Source organism: Pantoea sp. B623 (assembly GCF_024814475.1).
GTDB lineage: Bacteria > Pseudomonadota > Gammaproteobacteria > Enterobacterales > Enterobacteriaceae > Pantoea > Pantoea ananatis.
This window is the reverse complement of the sequence record NZ_JANUXM010000004.1, coordinates 3,132,179-3,152,113: the sequence shown is the minus strand read 5'-3', so window position 1 is coordinate 3,152,113 and position 19,935 is coordinate 3,132,179. Positions and strand designations below refer to the sequence as shown.

General features: G+C 56.7%; 17 protein-coding genes. 10 read left to right on the top strand and 7 right to left on the bottom strand.

The window, feature by feature from the left end:
* Nucleotides 1–42: 42 nt before the first annotated feature.
* On the bottom strand, nt 43–2,139 hold the full coding sequence (locus tag NXS97_RS16540) for a bifunctional diguanylate cyclase/phosphodiesterase (RefSeq protein WP_014605048.1): 2,097 nt from the start codon (nt 2,137–2,139) through the stop codon (nt 43–45).
* Nucleotides 2,140–2,833: 694 nt separating this feature from the next.
* Between NXS97_RS16540 and NXS97_RS16535 the strand changes: the two genes are divergently transcribed.
* The 5 genes from NXS97_RS16535 to NXS97_RS16515 are packed head-to-tail and all read left to right on the top strand — an operon-like array spanning nt 2,834 to nt 8,087.
* The gene (locus NXS97_RS16535; RefSeq protein ID WP_014594610.1) at nt 2,834–3,400 is read left to right on the top strand and encodes a spore coat protein U domain-containing protein; all 567 of its coding nucleotides are present in this window, start codon (nt 2,834–2,836) and stop codon (nt 3,398–3,400) included.
* Nucleotides 3,401–3,424: 24 nt separating this feature from the next.
* Entirely contained in the window at nt 3,425–3,946 is a 522-nt protein-coding gene (locus NXS97_RS16530; RefSeq protein WP_013027201.1) for a spore coat U domain-containing protein, read from the top strand.
* A gap of 23 nt (nt 3,947–3,969) precedes the next feature.
* A complete protein-coding gene (locus tag NXS97_RS16525; protein WP_019104830.1) occupies nt 3,970–4,668 on the top strand; it encodes a molecular chaperone in 699 nt (232 codons plus the stop codon).
* Between the two features lie 6 nt (nt 4,669–4,674).
* A complete protein-coding gene (locus tag NXS97_RS16520; RefSeq protein WP_014605047.1) occupies nt 4,675–7,119 on the top strand; it encodes a fimbria/pilus outer membrane usher protein in 2,445 nt (814 codons plus the stop codon).
* A complete protein-coding gene (locus NXS97_RS16515) occupies nt 7,116–8,087 on the top strand; it encodes a spore coat U domain-containing protein (RefSeq protein WP_014605046.1) in 972 nt (323 codons plus the stop codon). The genes NXS97_RS16520 and NXS97_RS16515 overlap by 4 nt, the downstream gene beginning before the upstream one ends.
* Here the strand turns inward: NXS97_RS16515 and NXS97_RS16510 are convergent.
* From NXS97_RS16510 to exbB, 3 genes are all read right to left on the bottom strand, one after another.
* Nucleotides 8,084–9,406, bottom strand: a complete 1,323-nt coding sequence (locus NXS97_RS16510; RefSeq protein ID WP_014594614.1) for an MFS transporter — start codon at nt 9,404–9,406, stop codon at nt 8,084–8,086. The two genes, NXS97_RS16515 and NXS97_RS16510, sit on opposite strands and share 4 nt — an antisense overlap.
* A 320-nt stretch (nt 9,407–9,726) precedes the next feature.
* Nucleotides 9,727–10,149: a TonB system transport protein ExbD gene (gene exbD / locus NXS97_RS16505; RefSeq protein ID WP_013027206.1), complete on the bottom strand. Its 423-nt coding sequence runs from the start codon at nt 10,147–10,149 to the stop codon at nt 9,727–9,729.
* A gap of 5 nt (nt 10,150–10,154) precedes the next feature.
* Nucleotides 10,155–10,880, bottom strand: a complete 726-nt coding sequence (exbB, locus tag NXS97_RS16500; RefSeq protein WP_181416444.1) for a tol-pal system-associated acyl-CoA thioesterase — start codon at nt 10,878–10,880, stop codon at nt 10,155–10,157.
* A gap of 415 nt (nt 10,881–11,295) precedes the next feature.
* Here exbB and NXS97_RS16495 point away from each other — a divergent pair, with 415 nt between their 5' ends.
* Nucleotides 11,296–12,792, top strand: coding sequence for a PTS transporter subunit EIIC (locus tag NXS97_RS16495; RefSeq protein ID WP_013027208.1), 1,497 nt, complete (start codon nt 11,296–11,298; stop codon nt 12,790–12,792).
* 72 nt (nt 12,793–12,864) lie between these two features.
* On the top strand, nt 12,865–13,881 hold the full coding sequence (gene malI / locus NXS97_RS16490; RefSeq protein WP_013027209.1) for a Mal regulon transcriptional regulator MalI: 1,017 nt from the start codon (nt 12,865–12,867) through the stop codon (nt 13,879–13,881).
* 213 nt (nt 13,882–14,094) lie between these two features.
* Here the strand turns inward: malI and NXS97_RS16485 are convergent, their stop codons facing one another.
* Nucleotides 14,095–14,295 (bottom strand): hypothetical protein, encoded by a 201-nt coding sequence (locus NXS97_RS16485; RefSeq protein WP_246871001.1) that lies wholly within the window; start codon nt 14,293–14,295, stop codon nt 14,095–14,097.
* Between NXS97_RS16485 and NXS97_RS16480 the strand changes: the two genes are divergently transcribed.
* Nucleotides 14,294–14,743 (top strand): hypothetical protein, encoded by a 450-nt coding sequence (locus NXS97_RS16480; RefSeq protein ID WP_246872259.1) that lies wholly within the window; start codon nt 14,294–14,296, stop codon nt 14,741–14,743. The two genes, NXS97_RS16485 and NXS97_RS16480, sit on opposite strands and share 2 nt — an antisense overlap.
* 41 nt (nt 14,744–14,784) lie before the next feature.
* Here NXS97_RS16480 and NXS97_RS16475 read toward each other — a convergent pair whose 3' ends face one another.
* Together NXS97_RS16475 and NXS97_RS16470 are read right to left on the bottom strand one after the other, a co-directional pair.
* Entirely contained in the window at nt 14,785–16,161 is a 1,377-nt protein-coding gene (locus NXS97_RS16475; protein ID WP_019104836.1) for an aromatic acid/H+ symport family MFS transporter, read from the bottom strand.
* Between the two features lie 284 nt (nt 16,162–16,445).
* Nucleotides 16,446–18,338 (bottom strand): bifunctional sugar phosphate isomerase/epimerase/4-hydroxyphenylpyruvate dioxygenase family protein, encoded by a 1,893-nt coding sequence (locus NXS97_RS16470; RefSeq protein ID WP_019104837.1) that lies wholly within the window; start codon nt 18,336–18,338, stop codon nt 16,446–16,448.
* Between the two features lie 228 nt (nt 18,339–18,566).
* Here NXS97_RS16470 and pcaH point away from each other — a divergent pair, with 228 nt between their 5' ends.
* Both pcaH and pcaG read left to right on the top strand, forming a co-directional pair.
* Nucleotides 18,567–19,307 carry a protocatechuate 3,4-dioxygenase subunit beta gene (pcaH, locus tag NXS97_RS16465; protein ID WP_024471045.1) on the top strand — a complete coding sequence of 247 codons (741 nt, stop codon included), beginning with the start codon at nt 18,567–18,569 and terminating at the stop codon, nt 19,305–19,307.
* Nucleotides 19,304–19,924: a protocatechuate 3,4-dioxygenase subunit alpha gene (gene pcaG, locus NXS97_RS16460; RefSeq protein WP_112900438.1), complete on the top strand. Its 621-nt coding sequence runs from the start codon at nt 19,304–19,306 to the stop codon at nt 19,922–19,924. Before pcaH ends, pcaG begins: the two co-directional genes overlap by 4 nt.
* Nucleotides 19,925–19,935: the final 11 nt, after the last annotated feature.

Sequence of the window (19,935 nt, the reverse complement as noted above, 5' to 3'; positions counted from 1 at the left end):
ACTTTAGCATGTTGAACATCTGTAACAAAAAAAGCCGTGGCGCTAACACTCCAGTTCAGCGGGTTTGTCTGTTTCTGCGCGGGCAAACACGTCCATCTCTTCAATCCGCTCCGGTGGAAGGGGGCGACCGAGCAGATATCCCTGCAGAGTGTTGCAGCCAAGATCGGTAAGAAACGCCTGCTGTTCAGGCGTTTCGACGCCTTCGGCTACCACTTTTAAATGCAGTGACTGCGCCAGCGCAACGATCGCCGACACAATGGTGGCATCTTCTGACTGATGCTGAAGTTCGTTCACGAAGGCCCGATCGATTTTCAGCTCGCTGGCCGGCAGACGTTTGAGATACAGCAGGCTGGAATAGCCAGTACCAAAGTCATCGATCGACGCTTTGACGCCCAGTTCGGTGAGTTCGGTCAGAATGCGCACACTATCGTCAGGATTGCGCATGGCGGTGGTTTCGGTCACCTCCAGCGTTAACTGCGCGGCCGGAATATGGTGCAGCGCCAGCGCCTGCTTAACGGTATCGACCAGGTTACTCTGCTCAAACTGCATCGCGGACAGGTTTACCGCCACCGACCACTCAGGATGGCCCTGCAGGTGCCACTGGTGCAGTTGGCGGCAGGCCTCATTAATTACCCAGTTACCAATATTGACTATCATGCCGGTTTTTTCCGCCATCGGCAGAAAGCAGTCCGGCGACAGTAAGCCGTGCCTTGGATGCTGCCAGCGCAGCAGCGCCTCGAAGCCCAGAATCGGGCCATGCGGGGCACAGAATTTTGGCTGGTAATACAGGCGCAGCTCATCGTTATCCAGCGCATGCCACAGGTCGTTATTAAGCTGTAGCTGGCTCTGCGCCAGGATATTCATGGACGGCTGGAAGAAGGTGTAACCGTTTCGACCGTTGTTTTTAGTGTGATACATCGCAGCATCGGCATTAAACATTAGCTCGCGTTCATCCTCGCCATCGCCGGGATACACCACGATACCAATGCTTAACGACACCACCAGATCGTAACGGGAAATGGAGAACGGGCGATCGACGGCTTTCACCAGTTGATCGGCCACCGCTGCCGCATCGTTCGGTTCGGTAATTTCAATCAGCAGAACAAACTCATCGCCACCCAGCCGCGCCAGGGTGTAGTAGCCTTTCATCTGCTCACTCATCCTTTCCGTCACGCTGATCAGCAGACTGTCGCCAATATGGTGACCAAAAGCATCGTTTACCGCTTTAAACCCATCAAGATCCATGAACATCAGGGCAAACTGACTGCACTCCCGGTTGGCTTTGTTAATGGCCTGTTCAAGACGATCTTCCAACAGGATACGGTTGGGCAGTCGGGTCAGGTTATCGTGCAGCGCCAGCTGTGCCAGCTCACGATTGGCTTCCGCCAGCGAACTGGCCAGGATCGACGTTCGGGCCTGCATACGCGCATCCAGCATGGAAACCAGTAGCGTAATGCCGAGAATGGCAAGGGTCACCACGGTCACAACCATGGCTAACCAGTTGCTGTTAACGCCAGCGTCCATGCTATGGCTGCCCGCAGGGAATTCAGCCGCCATCATGCCGGTGTAGTGCATGCCGGCAATCGCGGCGCCCATCACCACCGAGGCGCACACTCGCAGAGTCGCGACGCGTCCCTCATGCCCTTCCCGTAGTTTAAATGCCAGCCACAGTGCGGCAACGGAGGCAGCCAGCGCAATGATCACCGATATCAGCACCCAGCCCCAGTTCCAGACGATCCCCTGCGACAGCATCAGCGCGGCCATGCCGGTATAGTGCATGGCTACAATGCCGGAGCCCAGCACGATGGCTCCGCCGGCTAAGCGCGGCAGAGGCAACTCCCCGTGACAGACCAGCCACAGCGCGAATATTGAGGCGCACACCGCAATACCGGCAGACAGTGCCGTCAGCCGGGCGTCGTAACTCATCATCATGTCCAGATCCATAGACAGCATGCCGATGAAGTGCATTGCCCAGATGCCGATGCCCATGGCAAAGCCGCCGCCAAGCAGCCATACGAGCGCCACTTTACCGGTTGAGGTTGCCACGCGTCCCGCCATATCCAGCGCAGTAAATGAAGCCAGCATCGCCACCAATACCGAAATGACGACAATAAATGCGTTATAAGAGGCCACTAACATAGGGTTTTCCGAACAGCGCCGAATACGCAGCTGTAATAATGGAGTTGAAAAAGATCTTTTGCCTTGTTTACCGTTTATCGGCGCAGAAAAATACTAACTTAGGCTTTTTTAATAGAAGATATCGATGCTTCCGAGCGTCAGGATCAATCAATCCTCTTTACAGGCAAAATACATGATAGTCATGCAGCGCGATTTTGCCCGGACGGCTGGGGTGCCGCTTTCCCTTCTCCGCTATCCGCCCATGCGTCTCAGTGACATAGAGCCACCTAAAAACGAGACTTTTTCAAAAAGTTAACAGGCGAAAACACCCCAATATTATCCTTGACGTTCGCCCGTAACCGAAGCGTTTCGGTGAGCGTTTCAGACCGGTGCGAAAACATATCATCGAAACCGAAAGTGGGATAGAGGGCCGGCAGTTTCGCCTTTTTTATTTTCATGCATTAACGGGCGAGGCAGATGAAGGGGGCTGATGTAACAAAATAATAAAAATTTTTACGCGGAGTTTCGCCACAGCGCATAAGCTGATGTATAGTAAAAAAAACTAATATAAAACGATCAACCCGATGACGCGGTTATCGTCAAAACGCTGGCAGGATGCTAATAACTTACAGCAAGATTCTAATTTTTCTGGTTTTTCTGTATTACGCCATCAGGTGAAAAAGCACTGATCCTCAATAATCGGTAAGGAATGGTTATGAAATTCAAGCTTTTTCTGTTCGTTGTCGGGTTGACTACGGCGCTGCCTTCCGCGACGTTTGCTGCCACCACCACGGGTGCGATTAACGCGACGCTAACATTAACCACGGGTTGTCTGGTGAACGGGCAGTCCGCCACCACTGGCGTAAATTTCGGTTCGTTAAACTTTGGCAGCAGTGCCGCGACCTTCGATACCCTGAATGCCACCTTAGTGGGCGCGGCGGGTAACGGTATCTACGTGCGCTGCACAACCGGTCAAACCTTTAACGTCCAGGTGACCAGCAGCAATGCGGCACCGGGAACCGTCTACGGCACCGTGTCATCCGCTCCACGCTACCTGGTGCTGGGGGCGGATAATACCCAGGGTATCGCTTATACCCTCTATAGCGACGCCTCCTTTAGCACCGCCATCGCAAATAACACCAATATTGCCCCCAGCGGCACCACCGATCCGACGCTTGGTACCAATTACGCCATCTACGGGCGCGTCGTGGGCGGCGGTTTTAACCCTGTGATACCGGCCGGGACTTACACCGATACGATTAACGTCGCCGTGAACTATTGAGTGCTCGTGTTTGAGTAGCTACAGATGACGGCAAAGTGGTCACCTGTTTCGGTCACCGTTGGCGGGCTGCTGCTGTGGGTGAGTGGTAATGGGTGGGGCATCACGACCAGCTCCACCACATTCCAGGTGTCAGCGTCAATCGTTGCGGGTTGCGTGGTCTCAGGCACGAATACGGGGATCTTTGGCACGCTTAATTTTGGTACCCAGTCGGGGCTGGCCACGAACAGCGTTAGCGCCAGCTATGTACAAAGTTCCACGATTAACCTTGCCTGCACACCGGGCACCACGCTGAGCATGACCATCAATGGCGGCAGTAACTATACCTCGACCCGTAATCTGAAGCTGGCTAACAACACCAACACGGTTCCCTATTACCTCTACAGCAATGCTGCACGTACCACGCCGATTCCGGTGAACACGGCAGTGCCGTTGAGCTACAGCAATGCGAATAACATCACGTTACCAATATATGGCTCGCTGCAGTTACCCGGCCCGACGCGCGCCGGGGTTTATTCGGACACCCTCAGCGTCACGCTGACCTGGTGATAAAAGGACAAAGGAGCTTTACCATGCCATCCCTGCGCGCCCTGTTTTTTCTGTTCACATTTCTGCTGTTGCCTCAGGCTCAGGGCGCTAACTCCGTCATGATTTGGCCCATCGATCCGGCGATTAACCCGGAGGAAAAAGCCAGCGAGCTGTGGCTGGAAAACCGTGGCAGCAGCACCACCCTGATGCAGGTGCGCATCTTCGCCTGGCAGCAGACGCACAATCAGGAGCAGTATCAGACCCAGCAGCAGGTTGTCGCCAGCCCGCCGCTGATACGCATCGAACCCGGGCAAAAGCAGCTCGTTCGCCTGATTAAACAAGTTCCGCCCGTGGCAGGAAAAGAGATGGCCTACCGCGTCGTGCTGGATGAGATCCCCACCCCACGGTCGGTCGGCGATAATCAGGCCGGACTGAATTTTCAGATGCGCTATTCAGTTCCCCTGTTTGTCTACGGCAACGGACTGGTTCGCGATGACGCCAAATCTGTACTGAGCTGGCGCCAGGTCAACACTGGCGGTCAGCGTTATCTGGAGCTGACTAATCGCGGTAACGGCCACGCACGTCTCAGTAATGTCAACGTGGGCGGTCAGCGACTCGGAAACGGACTTTACGGTTATGTGCTGGCTAACAGCACCCAGCGTTTTCCTCTGAGAGCCGCGGTCAGCGGTGAACTGCGCGCAGAAACCAACCACGGGCAGTGGCGCAGCGCTGCGGCTCAGTAAAGTGTAATGATGTCGTTTTCGCCGCATCCCGTTGCGCTGGCTATCGCGGGGCTGTGCTGCCTGACACCCGGTTCTGTCTGGGCTGAAACCTTTACGTCGCTCCCGCCGCCGCCCGCCGTGGACAACAGCGCCGCCGGTCAGCGCTACATGTTAGAGCTGGTGGTGAATCAGCAGGCACGGGGCGATATCGTGCCGGTAGAGCAACAAAACGGTCACTTTCTGGTGCGGGCAGGCGATCTGCAGCGTGCGGGGATCCCGCCGGAAAAGTATCAGGGACAACAACAGGTTGATGTTAATCAGCTCGCAGAGGTGAAAGTGGACTATGACGATCGTCGCCAGCGCCTGCTGCTGACGGTACCGCCCGGCTGGCTGCCCGAACAGACGATTGGTGAGAGCAACACCGGACCGCGCTTTCCCGGACGCGTCAGCCCTGGGGCGCTGATAAATTACGATCTCTACGCCACGCGCACCGACGTTGCGGGTACACGTCTGGCGGCCTGGAACGAACTGCGCCTGTTTGGTGATGCCGGACACATCTCCAGCAACGGCGTCTGGCAACAGCAGCTGGAAGGACAAAATCGCTACCAGGATGATGGCTATATCCGCTACGACACCTGGTGGAGCAATGAAAACGAAAACGCCATCCTGAGCTGGCGGGTCGGCGACCTCACGACCGATGCGCTGGCATGGACCAGCAGCGTCCGGCTTGGCGGCATTCAGGTTGCGCGGGACTTCAGCGTACGTCCGGATCTGGTGACCTATCCCCTGCCCGCGTTTTCCGGTCAGGCGGCGGTGCCCTCAACGGTCGATCTGTTTGTTAACGGCTACCGCTCCACTCAGGCCAACGTTCAGCCCGGTCCCTGGTCGCTCACGAACGTGCCCTTTGTAAACGGCGCGGGCAACGCGGTGATTACCACCACGGATGCCGTCGGGCGTCAGGTGGTCACCACGCTGCCGTTTTATGTTTCCAGTAATCTGCTTAAGCCTGGCCTGTCCGATTACGCCTTTTCCGCCGGTGCGATGCGGCAAAACTACGGCATTAAAAACGCGGATTACGGTGCAGCGGCGATGAGCGGCTCATGGCGCTATGGCATGACAGACTGGCTTACCCTGGAAACCCATGGGGAGGGCAGTAACCACCTGGGCATGGGCGGAGCAGGCGCGCAGTTTAAAGTGGGCAGTTGGGGCGTGATCAACGGCGCAGCCGCGCAGAGTCAAATGGACGGGCAGTCTGGCGCGCAGTACAGCTGGGGCTATCAGTACAACAACAGTCGCTTTAGCCTGGGTACGCAGCACCAGATGCGCAATGCCGGCTTTGGTAATCTGGCCCTGCTGAGCAACCAGCGCAACGGCGGTTCGGATTACCGTTACAGCCTGGCGCGGCGAACGGCGCAGTACAGCGCCAGCATATCGCTCAACCGTTATGGCAGCCTGGGTGCAGCCTATATTGATATTTCCGGCGGCGATAACCAGCGCACCACCCTGTGGAACCTCTCCTGGAGTAAAAACCTGTGGGGCAATGCCAGCCTGTACGTTTCCGCCAGCCGTGACAGGCAACAGGGCGAATGGAGCGGCGCCGTCTCGCTGGTCATTCCGTTTGGTGAAAACAGCAATGCCTCACTGAGCGTTGAGCGCGATCAGCAAGGTCGACACAATCAACGGGCTTATCTGTCCCGCGCCATGCCCAGCGACGGCGGTTTTGCCTGGGACGCCTCCTGGGCCAACCAGGGCGGGAATAGCGGTGATTACCGGCAGGGCAGCCTGCGCTACCGTAACAATAAAATCGATACATCTGGCGGATTCTACGGGGATGATGGCAACACTACGCAGTGGGCAGATTTATCCGGCGCGCTGGTGTTAATGGATAACCAGGTCTTTGCCGCAAACACGATCAATGATGCCTTTGTGGTGGTGAAAACCAACTACCCGGACGTCAATGTCCGCTATGAAAACCAGTCGATGGGACGTACCGACAGCAAGGGCTATCTGCTGGTGCCCTCCATCAGCAGCTATTACGCGGCCAAATACGATATCGATACGCTCGACCTGCCCGCCGACATGACCACGCCCAAAGTCGAGCAGCGTTTTGCCGTGAAGCGCCAGAGTGGATTTTTGCTGAATTTTCCGGTTGAGCGTTTACGCGCCGCCAGCGTGATTCTGTATGACAGCCATAACCAGCCGTTGCCGGTATCCAGCCAGGTGATCCGTCCCGGCCAGGCAACGGGCTACGTTGGCTGGGACGGTATCGCCTGGCTGGACGATCTCAGCGAACACAACCCAATTAAGGTCATCGCGCCTGACGGCCGAACCTGTAAAACCGAACTGACTCTGGCGGGTGGCCAGCCGCAGGCATTGAAAACCTACGGTCCGCTGACCTGTCCCCTGCCGCCGCTGCCCGACGGCGCACCGGTACCCAACCCCGAAAACGCGACAGCCGGAATAACACCATGAAAAACCTGATGCTGCTTTGCCTGCTGCTGCTACCCTCGCTGGGCTATGCCGCCTGTACCCTTCCCGCGTCCAGCGCCAGCTTTGGCACACAAACCACGTTTGTTGCCAATACCAGCGTCAGCACGACCTCCACCAACGCTAACGTTAACTGCGGATCAGGCACGGCCCTGACTCTGCTGAGTAATAATCAGATTACGTTTCAGCTGACCAGCGCCAGCAACACCAACGGCACGCGCGGCACGCTCAAGCGAAGCGGCGATACCGGTAGCGACAATATTCCGGTGCGGCTGTGTACCGACAGCGCCTGCGCCAATGAGCTGACCATTGGCGGATCGGCTTTTGTGTATAACTCGGCCACATTGATCAACCTGGCGGGATTACTCGGCAGCCTGAACTTCGCGATTCCGGTGTATTTACGCACCGTCGCCGGGCAAACCGTGGCGGCGGGCAGCTATACGCTCACCCTGAACATGACCGTCACCTATAACATCTGCACCTCTGTTTCCGCCCTGGGCGCTTGTCTGACCCCGCAGACCGGCAGCGGCGTGATCCCCATTACCGTGACCGTCGTTCTGAGCAATGACTGTACAGCAATTACCGCCCCCAACATTAGCTTTGGCAGCGCGCCGCTGGTCGCCAGCTTTGGGGCAATTTCGCAAACCATCAGTGTGTTATGCAGTAAAGGCAGCACCTATACCGTGGGCTTAAGCAATGGCAACAACGCCTCAGGCAGCGTGCGGAATATGGCAAGCGGGACCAACCGTTTGAGTTATGAAATCTATAAAGGAACCAGTAGCGATCGCTGGGGGCCGAGTGGCACAGAACGGGTGGGCAGTGCGGCGGCCAATACCGTCAGCACCGATGGACTGACGCGCAGCTATAACTACACTGCGCGCGTCCTCACCACGCAAAACACGCCGCCTGCGGGAAACTACAGCGACAGCGTGGTGGTGGATATTGCGTTTTAAAGGGATGTGCTGACCGGCGTGCTGCCGTGACGAGCGCGATACTGCTTAACCATGCGACCAATGAGCAGCGTACCAAACAGGCCACAGACGGCCGCAAAGGTCAGCCACACGCCCGGCATCGCCTTGTCACCTGTGGCGTGAATCAGATAGCTGGATACTGCTGGCGTAAAGCCGCCAAACAGCGCCGTTGCCAGGCTGTAGGCCATAGAGAAGCCCGCGGCGCGCACTTCCGCTGGCATAATTTCCGCCAGATAAACCACCATGGCGCCGTTATAGCTTGCGTAGAGAAAGGAGAGCCATAATTCCGCCTCGACCAGATGCGCGAAGCTGGGCGAGCCCACCATCCAGTGCAGCACCGGCCAGGCGGTGGCAATCATCAGCACGGTAAACGTCAGCAGCAGCGGGCGACGACCAATGCGATCGGAGAGCGCGCCCATCACCGGTAGCCAGAACAGGTTCGAAATCCCGACAAACAGCGTCACCATAAACGCCTGGGTGTCGCTCATCATCAACACCGTTTTGCCGAAGGTGGGCGTAAAGGCGGTAATCATATAGAACATCACGGTGGTAGTGACGACCATCAGCATACCTGCCAGCACCAGCGCCCAGTTGCTGGCCACCGAACGCATAATTTCGGTCATGGCCGGGTGGTGTTTACGCTGACTGAAGGCTTCGGTTTCTTCCAGCATACGGCGGATATAAAACAGGAAGGGCACGATCAGGCAGCCCACCACGAAGGGAATGCGCCAGCCCCACTCGGTGACGTCATCATGAGAAAGCAGATGGTTCAGGCCCAGTCCCAGCAGCGCAGCGAATATCACCGCAATCTGCTGACTTCCGGATTGCCAGCTGACAAAGAAGCCTTTGCGGCCTTTCGGTGCGACTTCGGCCAGATAGACCGACACGCCACCCAGTTCCACACCGGCTGAAAAGCCCTGCAGCAAACGCCCCAGCAGAATCAGAACCGGTGCCGCCGCGCCCAGCGTGGCATAACCCGGTACCAGTGCAATCGTGAGCGTGCCCAGCGCCATCAGGCCAAGCGTTAACAGCAGCCCTTTGCGACGACCATGGTGGTCGATGTAAGCCCCCAGAATAATGGCCCCCAGCGGACGCATCAGGAAGCCCGCACCGAAGGTCATCAACGTCAGCATCAGGGAAGAGAACGGATCGTCACCGGGAAAGAAGGTTTTGGCGATGGCCGTGGCGTAGTAGCCAAACACCATGAAATCGTACATCTCAAGGAAGTTACCACTGGTAACGTTGAAAATGGTTCTGGCCGCGCTGGCAGGCGGCTTTTGTAAAGTTTCACTCGGGTTCATCACGGCTTCCTTGGTTTTTTATCCGTTTTAGCCTGCGACAAGCCAGATTAATGTGACGCCGATCACCATTGCAGTTTACAAGTCTATAAGTTTCCGTAACAAGAAATTAACAGGAGAGTTACAGCAGCATCTTTGCCTGTTATCAGGCGGAATGAGCAGAAGAAGATTCTGTGAAAACAGACATAAAAAAAGCGCGGCGGAATGCGCGCTTTTTAGCCCTGATAGCGGTATTGACGAGGCGCGTTTACCACGCCTGAAGGCCCCGAATGTTGGCTGAATGCGTTGAGCGTTGAGCGGGAAAGCCCGACCGGCTCCAATCGCTATTTCTTGACCGTTTCCATTCCCATCAAGCCAATTTTTAAATACCCGGCCGTGCGCAGTTCGTCCATCACGCTCATCAGGGTTTCATAATCGACAGACTTGTCCGCCTGGAAGAAGATCGTGGTGTCCTTGTTGCCTTCCGTCTGCTGGGTCAGCACGTTGATCAACGACGCTTTATTCACCACCTCGTTACCCACGTACAACTGCTTGTCGGCTTTGATCGAAAGGTAAACCGGTTTTTCCGGACGCGGTTGGGGCGCACTGGTGGAAGCCGGAAGGTTAACACGGACATCAACGGTCGCCAGCGGCGCTGCAACCATAAAGATGATCAACAACACCAGCATCACGTCGATAAACGGCGTGACGTTGATTTCGTGCATTTCGCCATCTGTTTCGGCCTGGTCGTTTAATCGCATCGCCATAACGCTTACCCCAGACGCAGTTTTTGTGCGGCTGCCGGGCGGTTAACGTCAGGCTGGGCCAGGTTTCCCAGGTCGATATCGCGGCTTTGCAGCAGCATGATTTGCGCGGCCACATCGCCCAGCGAGGCTTTGTAGTTGGCGATCATGCGGGCAAACACGTTGTAGATCACCACGGCCGGAATGGCGGCGACCAGGCCAATAGCGGTAGCCAGCAAGGCTTCGGCAATGCCGGGGGCAACCACGGCAAGATTCGTGGTTTGCGTTTTGGCGATACCAATGAAGCTGTTCATGATGCCCCAGACGGTGCCGAACAGGCCGACAAACGGCGCGACCGAACCAATCGTGGCCAGGAAACCGTTACCGCGGCCCGCGTGACGGCAGAAGGCAGCCACCCGACGTTCAAGACGGAAAGCGGTACGCTCTTTGATCCCGGCGGTATCTTCAACGCCAGCAGAAAGTTCCAGCTCATTTTGCGCATCGTTAAGAAGTACCGCGCTGTGGCTGGCGGTTTTGAACTGCTGGGCAGCGCGCGAGGCATCATTCAGGTTGCGGGCTTCACCTAACGCCAGCTGCTCGCGCTTGAGGCGACGTTTGGCCGCGCTCAGCTCAGCATATTTACCGAAGAAAATTGCCCAGGTCACGACCGAGGCCAATAACAGACCAATCATGACCACCTTTACCACGATATCGGCATGCTGGTACATGCCCCATACGGAAAGGTCTGCTTGCATTAAGTCACTGGCTACCACGCTGCTTCTCCAACTTCATCTACTACATGGGTGCGGAATGAAGTGCCGATGATAGCAAAAAACAATCGAATTGATAGTGGTTCTCATTAGTATTTACAATCTTGCAGCCACTGACGACGGTGAGCCAGCACCTGAATACGCCGCGTCTGCCTTGCCGTTTCTCTAGTCCAATCCTGACGAGATGCCTGGCGTCGATCGTTTCGCCCCTGCTGGCGGCATCCCGCCCTTAAACGGTTAATTAGCGATCACTCTCATAAAATAACTTTTTCGTTTCGATGAATGTGAAAATTATGTTGCAGCTAAAAACCGCCTACAGCAGGATAAGTAGAACGTTCTACTAAAACGTTCTACTTACAATAAAAACGCCAATAGGGGCGCAACATCGGGAAAACTCGGTATGACACTGCTATCAGGGTTGGTTAAATCGTTATCGAAGTTATCAATGATTGGTCGGGCGCTCATGTTGCCTATTTCGTTGCTGCCTGCCGCTGGCTTACTCCTGGCATTTGGTAATAAGTTCGAGTTACCGCTGATGATGAACGCCGGAGGGGTGATTTTTGATAACCTGCCGATGCTGTTTGCGATTGGCTCAGCTGTGGGACTGGCCGCCGAATCCGGGATAGCCGCACTTTCCGCCGCGGTTTCCGTCTTTGTCACCAACATCACCATTGGCACCATGCTGCATATCACTCCGGAAATGGCGGCCCAGGGAGGAAAATATGCCATGGTCGTCGGCATTCCGACGCTACAGATGGGCGTATTCGGCGGCCTTATCTGCGGCATTCTCGCTGCCTGGTGCTACAACCGCTTCCATACCCTGCAGCTCCCTGAGTTCCTGGGTTTCTTCTCGGGTAAGCGTTTTGTTGCCATTGCGACGGCATTTTTATCCTTTCTGCTCGGCCTGCTGATGCCCTATGTCTGGCAACATATTCAGGCGGGCATCGATGCACTTTCGGTGATCGTCAACGGCGATAATCAGGCGGCCTCCACCTTTATTTTTGGGCTGGTGGAGCGCGCCCTGATCCCGCTTGGCCTGCACCACATCTGGTATCCCTCGTTCTGGTACTCCTTCGGTGATTACGTCACCAAAACCGGCCAGGTGATTCATGGCGATCAAACCATCTGGTTCAAAATGCTGGAGGAAGGCGTGAAATCCTTTAGCAGCAACGGCTACCAAAATGCGGGCAAGTTTATGCAAGGTGAGTATCCGCTTATGCTTTTCGCCCTGCCTGCCGCCTGTCTGGCGATGTACCACGAAGCCCATACCAGGAATAAAAAGATCGCGTTCGGTATCCTGTTTTCAGCGGCGTTGACCTGCTTTTTGACCGGCATCACCGAGCCAGTGGAGTTTACCTTTATCTTTGTCGCACCCCTGCTTTATGTCTTTAATGCCATCATGGCGGGCCTGGCCTATATGACCATGTATTTACTGCATGCCCATATCGCTAAATCTTTTTCCGCCGGATTGATTGACTACATTAGCTTTGGCATTGTGCCCTCGCTCAACGGTTACCAGACTCACTATCTCAGCGCGGTTATCGTGGGCGTACCGATGGCATTGATTTACTATTTCACCTTCCGCTTCGTTATTCGTCGGTTTAATGTAAAAACACCGGGACGAACGGACGTCACGGCGACGACCGATGACAAAACCGATGCAGAGCTGGCTAGCGAAATCATCGTCCTGCTGGGAGGTGAGAAAAACATCCGCTCGGTGGGCGCCTGTATCACGCGCTTACGGCTTGAAGTCGTCAACAGCCATGACGTTGACCGTGAAGGGCTGAATAATCTTGGCGCACGCGGCGTGGTTTTTGTCGGCGATAACGGTATACAAATTATTTTTGGCGCCAGAGCGCAATTTATTGCCCAGACGCTGTCCGGGATGACAGGCTGATGCAGGCCTGGCTTTCTGACAATGGCGGGCAAGGCGATAGCAGGCTGAGCAGATGAATTTCAGGGAGCAGGTTTGAAGAGAGTCAGCATTACTGATGTGGCTAAACACGCCGGCGTGTCGGTTTCGACCGTCTCGCTGGTGCTGCGTCAAAAAGGAAAAATATCCGATGCCACCATCAGGAAAGTTCACGCCGCCATTGATGCGCTCGACTACGTTCAGAATGTGGCAGCCGCCAACCTGCGCGCCAGCACCTCTAACCTTATCGGTCTGATTCTGCGTGATTTCAGCGACAGTTTCTCCGTGAAGGTCATGGCAAGCCTTGTGCAGCAGCTGGAAAAGCAGGGCTATATGGTGTTTTTGGGGCAGCCCACTGACGACGGCGAATCGCTGACGCGCTGCCTGCTCTCCTTTAAACAGCAGGGCGTCGCTGGCGTTGTCTGCCTGGCGTCAGACAGACGAAATGCCAGCCTGCCGTCGCAGCTTCTCCACTGCCCTTTACCCCTGGTGGTGGTGTCCCAGTCGCTGCTGGCGGAGAAGTGTAATCTGGTCATGCGTGACAACCACCAGGCCGCCCACCTGGCGACCCGCTATCTGATTGAACGCGGTCACCGCAATATTGCCTATATTGGGGGAATTGAAGGGGACCTGATCCGTCAGCAGCGCTTACTGGGGTTTCGCAGCGCCCTGACTCAACACGGGCTGGCCGTAAGGGAAGGATTTACGCCATCCTGCCGTGACGATACCCACTCAGCCGCCTTTGCCACGCGTCAGTTACTGGAGCAAAACAACACCATTACCGCGCTGCTCTGTCACTCTCCGGATGCGATAATCGGGGCGATGTCAGGTATTCATCACACCGGTCGCACCGTGGGTAAAGACGTGTTTCTGACCCAACAGGTCGCTCTGATGGGCTTTGAGGACATGCTGCACGTGAACCTCACCTCGCCCTCTTTTACCTATGTTTCCTCCGCCAGTGAAGAAACCGGCCGCCAGGCGGCTGAGCTTATCCTGCGTCAGCTACAAGACCCTGAGCGCCCAAGGCAGCGTATTTTATTATCGGGCCAATTAATTACACGAGAGTCAGCATAAATCGGCATTTTGATTGTCAGAGAAGCGAGTATGTGAAAAATCGCTTTCGGGCGCAGCGGTTAGCCTCTGCGAACGGTGGGTGCGCAAACATAACGATAAACAGCCTATGAGCAACACAATCATAACCAGCCTAACGTCACTTTTACGTCGGAAACGACAGCAGCGCTTATTACGGGATCGCCGTATAGGCTTTAACCGTGCACGCGCGCAAGATCACGCATCACGCGCTGCGCACGCTTCGATATTGCCTGGTCCTGACGGCCATCGCGCTGACGCCACAGGGCCGCTTACTGCGCCCGCCCGTTCTGCAGACGGCTCGTCACCGCTCCCCATCACGACGCCAGACCGGACGATGCTGCTGTGGCTATCCCGCTGCTTATTATTTGTGTCGCTGCTGCTGCCGGGTTCAAACATGATCTCATCCTGCTCTGGTGCCTGTTATGCGGCGACCAACACGCTGATCACCCTGCACTTTTTCAGGCGCTGTTATGAGTCAGATAAACCCTCATCCGGCATCGTGAAGTGTTTCAGTCGCCAGTTGCGCAGCGTGGCCCTGATTCGTTTTATCCACGCCTCACGCAATGCGGCGCCGCCGGGCAGACTAAAGCGTTTTCACTACGGTCATCAGTCGGATAAAACGAGAAGGCGCAACGTGCGCCCGCCGTTCCGTGCGGCTCCCGAATCAGACTCAGCCATCCATGTCAGCCCGGCAGAGCCCTCTCTGTTTTCACCGGATGCCTTGCTCAGGTCGCCGCAGGCGCAATCGTTACCGCCCTGTACCACTCCGCACTACAACGCCGCTCCTCCGTTGATCACGCCGCCGCAGAACCCGCTGGCGGCATCCCCGGGCTGTCAGCCCTGAGCAGGCGACACGTCCACAAAGCCTGGCCCAGTGGCGGGTGATTAGCGGATATCGCCAGGGCTTATCCCCCAGCGGGAAGGCGTGCTTCTTTCGCCCGCCTGGCGCTGCTGACTGCGCCCCTTGGCCGTTATCATCGCCACCGTTAACAGGGCCGGGATGGCCAGCACGGCGAAAATAGTGGCGAACCCCCAGCCCAGCGCCAGCATCTCTGCCCCCACCAGCGCGCTGAGAATGGCCCCGATGCGCCCTACGCCGTGCATCCAGCTGGAGCCCGTTGCACGCGCCTCGGTGGGATAAAAGCTGGCCGAAAGCGCATTCATTCCCGTGTTAGCGCCACCGATGCAGAAGCCGATCATCATGGCGCAACCGCCCAGCAGCACCGGGTGCGCCAGCGAAAATCCCATCCCCACCGTGAACAGCGCGCCCGCGCCGTAAATCATCGACAGCGCCCGGTGCGATTCAATCCTGTCCATCAGCCAGCCCGAAAACAGCGAACCGCAGGTTCCACCCGCCTGGAACAGAGCCGTGATAATGGCGGCCTGCACCACGTCAAAACCGTTATCCTTGATCAGCATGGGGAGCCAACTGCCCAGGGTATAGAATAAAAACAGTGCGGTAAAATAGGCGCCCCACAGCATCAGGCTGCCAAACCGGTACTGGTCGTTAAGTACGACTTTTACCGGCTGCGCCCTGGCCTTGCTGACCGGCGGCAGTTCGACGCTGCACTGCTGCAGATCCAGATCCGGTGCCAGCTTAGCCAGAATACGGTGAATTTTTTTGCTGGCGGCACGCCTTACCACTAAAAAGCACACCGATTCCGGCAGCGCCCAGAGCAGTAACGGCACGAACAGCATTGGCAGGATCCCGCCCAGCATCAGGACAGAATGCCAGCCGAAGTGCGGCATCAGCCAGGAGGCGGCAAAGCCACCCAGCGCTGCGCCAAACGTGAAGCCACAAAACACCACGGTGATAAGGAATGCCCGTCGTCTGGCAGGAGCAAACTCGGCCACCAGCGTGCCCACGTTGGGCATCGCCGCGCCTAATCCCAGACCGGTCAGAAAACGGAACAGGATCATCTGTTCCATATTTTGCGAAAAGGCGGTTATCAGCGTCCAGGCGCCAAAAAAGAACACGCTGTTAATAATCACGACTTTGCGACCCAGCCTGTCTGACAGCGGGCCGGAGAGCATTGCGCCCAGCGCCAGCCCCACCAGGGCAGCGCTGATGATCAGCCCCAGTTCGCGATTGGTGATGCCCCAGTCCGCTTTCAGTTCAGGTGCAATGAACCCCATGATGGCAATATCAAACCCATCGAGGGCGATGATGCAGAAGCCAAACAGCACCACCATTTTTTGCCACATCCCCAGCGGGCGGCTGTCGATTAACGCCCGAACATCAATTGCTTTGCTTTCCGCCACGGTGACTCTCCGGTGAAATACGTAATGTGGGGTTACTATATGCAGGCGCTGTAATGCGTTAAACGGCGATAATCGAAATTTTGTGCGTTTATCGCACGATTATGCGCGAATTAAACGCCAAATCTGCGTTAACAGATTGTTAAAAAAGACAATTTTTTTGGCAGCATGGGTTCCGTTATCGGCAAAGGATTGTGAGCGGGATCGGGCGGATTTGAGCGGGCGAGAACAGGCAGAGAAGCGGTCTGAGCAGGATAGCGGGCCAGCGAAACTGGCCCATCAACGTCTTACCGCATGGCGGTCAGCCGCACGGGAGCATTGGCCGCGCCAAAGCCACGATAGCCGCCACGTCGTTCCAGCAGCTCAAAGAAGAAGCGGCCCTTTTCATAGGGAAGCGTATAGACGTGCAGCAGCTCCCCGCCCTGTTCGTCCCGATCGTACAGCACATCGTAACGCTGGAGCTGCGCCAGAAAATCGGCGTCAAGATCGAAACGCGCCATCAGGTCCTGATAATAGTTATCGGGAATGTGCAAGGTTTTCAGCCCACGTTCGCGCGCGGCCTTTACCGCACTGAACAGATCGTCACAGCCAAAGGCGACGTGCTGCAAACCTGCGCCCTGATAGGTCGTTAAAGCGCGGGCTATCTGGGTTTCCCGACTGACCGACATGTTTAGCGGCAGGCGAATCGCATCGTTGGGGCTTCGCAGCACGCGGCTACGCACCAGCCCCAGCGGATCGGGCAGTTCCCACTCGGTATCCTGCACAAAACCCGGCACGCTACGCAGGAACATAATCCAGTTATCGCGCGTATCATCCGGCAGGGCAATCGCCAGATGGTCGATGGTCTGCATCGCAGGCTGGGGCGCGGCGCGGTGCGTTAAGTGGAAGTCGCTGTGGTAGCCGTCTTGACCGGCAGGCTCATCTTCCACCAGATAAATCAGGCTGCCGTCAGGCGCACATAACGCCGGGATCTGGCGTTCGTTGGGGCCGGTTTCCCCCTGCCAGATGGCGTAACCGTAATCCTGCGCGCGCGTGATCAGCTTATCGACCCCGCGAACCCGCCAGGCCACCGCACACAGCGAAATACCGTGCTGATGATAATACCCGCTGGCCTGGCTCTCCGGCTGCGCATTCAGAATCACATGCACCTTGCCGTTACGATACAGCGACACCTGCTTGGAGCGATGATCGCCCGCATGAACCAGGCCAAGCTGCGTCAGCCACTGTCCGAGTGCAAAAGCATCATTGTGGCTGACGGCAAACTCAATGAACTCCAGCGACAACAGCGGCGGCTGGGGCGCAGAGTGGAACAGCCCTTCCCCGGCCAGGGAGGCCAGCGCGCTCGGCAGCAGCGGCTGTCCGACCAGCCAGTCACGGGTTTGCTCCTCCAGCCACAGCAGCGATCGGTAACCATCCTGCGCGGTAGGCACCACCGGCGAGGCGCGGAATCCATCGTTGAAAATTTCCAGCGACCAGGCATCCCGGTAGCCATGCGCCGACAGTTGCGTCATAAACTGAGTCAGATTGAATTCGCCCTGGCCGGGAAAACAGCGGAAGTGGCGACTCCACGACAGCACATCCATTTTTAGCAGCGGTGCATCCGCCAGCTGTACGAACACAATTTTCTCCGTCGGGACCGCTTCCAGCCCGTCCAGGCTGTCGCCGCGCGACAGAATATGAAAACTGTCGAGCACGATCCCCAGCGCGGGATGGTTGACGGCCTTGACGCGGGCCCAGGCGTCGCGCCACAGGCTGACGTGTCGTCCCCAGGCCAGCGCCTCATAACCGAGAGTAATACCGTGCTCAGCCGCCAGCTCTGCCAGAGCGGTGAGATCACTGACCTGTGTGGCGAAGTCGTCACTGCAGTCGGGTGAGACATTGCTGCAGACCAGCATCCGCTGACAGCCCAGCTGTTGCATGACCTCAAACTTGCGCGCCGCGCGCGCCAGGTTTTGCGCCAGCCTGTCACGGGGGCCGCCTTCGAAGTCGCGAAAAGGTTGAAACAGCAAGATTTCCAGCCCGAGGGCTTCACACAGCTGGCGGATTTCCACGGGTGAGCCGGGATAATAGACCAGATCGTTATCGAAAATTTCAACGCCATCGAAGCCTGCGGCGGCAATTGCTCGCAGTTTTTCCGGCAGCGTGCCCGATACCGAGACCGTTGCGACAGAACGTTTCATTGTTGCCTCCTGATAAACGGTCACGGGGTGACCTTAAAGCAGCCGGTCAGCAGCGAGGCATTCTGCTAACGGAGATTGGCAATTGTTATGAACCAGTTGGAACATTTCGTCAATGTGTAACTGGTCATGATTTTTGGTTATGACAAAGCCGACGATTTTTCACTTTTCTTTTACAAGTTGCGCTTCCTACACTTCCCGCTCTGTACCGAAAATAATAAGGATGCCTGGATGAAAAATGACTGGCCCGCCCGCGAACTGGTTCATCGTGACTATCGTGATCACCCACCGGCGCTTGCGCCTTTGTATAAAACAAGTCTGCTGCGCTCGCCACGCAACGCGCTGATTTCTTTGCAGAATTCGCTATCCGAAATCACGGCACCGGTGTTCACCCAGCAGGAGCTCGGACCACGAGACAGTGACCTTATCCTCAATTACGCCAAAGAGGGTTTACCCATCGGCGAACGGATTATTGTGCATGGCTACGTGCGGGATGCATTTGGTCAGCCGGTGCGCAACGCGCTGGTTGAGGTATGGCAGGCCAATGCCGGGGGGCGCTATCGTCACAAAAAAGATCAGTATCTTGCGCCCATCGATCCAAACTTTGGCGGGTGCGGTCGCATGCTGACCGACGATAACGGCTACTACTGCTTCCGCACCATTAAGCCCGGTCCTTACCCGTGGCGGAATCAGGTGAGTGACTGGCGTCCGGCGCATATTCATTTCTCACTCTCTGGCGAAGCCTTTGCCCAGCGCCTGATTACCCAGATGTATTTCGAGGGCGATCCGCTGATCGGCCGCTGTCCCATTGTTCAGTCAGTCGGCAGCGAAGCGGCCGTGCGCACGCTGATTGCCGAGCTGGATACCCACTCTGCCGTGCCACTGGACTGCCTGGCCTACCGCTTTGACCTGGTCCTGCGCGGGCACCGCGCAACCTGGTTCGAAAACCGCACTCAGGGGGCGGCATCATGAAACGCTATCTTGCCGAAACGGCGTCACAAACCGCCGGACCTTATGTGCACATTGGTCTGGCGCCCCATGCGGCGGGCTTCGACATTTTTGAAAACAACTTCAGTGAGGTGCTGACCCAGCCGGAAACGCGCGGCGAGCGCATTGTGGTAGAAGGCTGCGTTTACGACGGTTCCGGTACGCCGTTGCGCGACGTGCTGATTGAAGTGTGGCAGGCGAATGCCGAAGGGCGTTACAACCATCCCGCCGATCGGCAGCACGATAAGCCGCTGGACCCGGCGTTTCGTGGCTGGGGACGGACCTGCTCCGACTTCGACAGCGGGATCTGGCGTATCAAAACGATCAAACCCGGTAGCGTGACCGGGCGCGACGGTCGCCCCATGGCGCCGCATCTTAACCTGTGGATTGTGGCGCGCGGCATTAACATCGGACTGAACACCCGGCTCTACTTCGCCGATGAGCAGGCGGCAAATGACGCCGATCCTGTGCTAAATGTGATCGAATGGGAGAAGCGACGTCGCACCTTGCTGGCGCGGCGTGAACAGCGCGGCGACGAGACAGTCTACCGGTTCGATATCTGGCTGCAGGGTGAAAACGAAACCGTGTTCTTCGATGTCTGAACCTTAATATG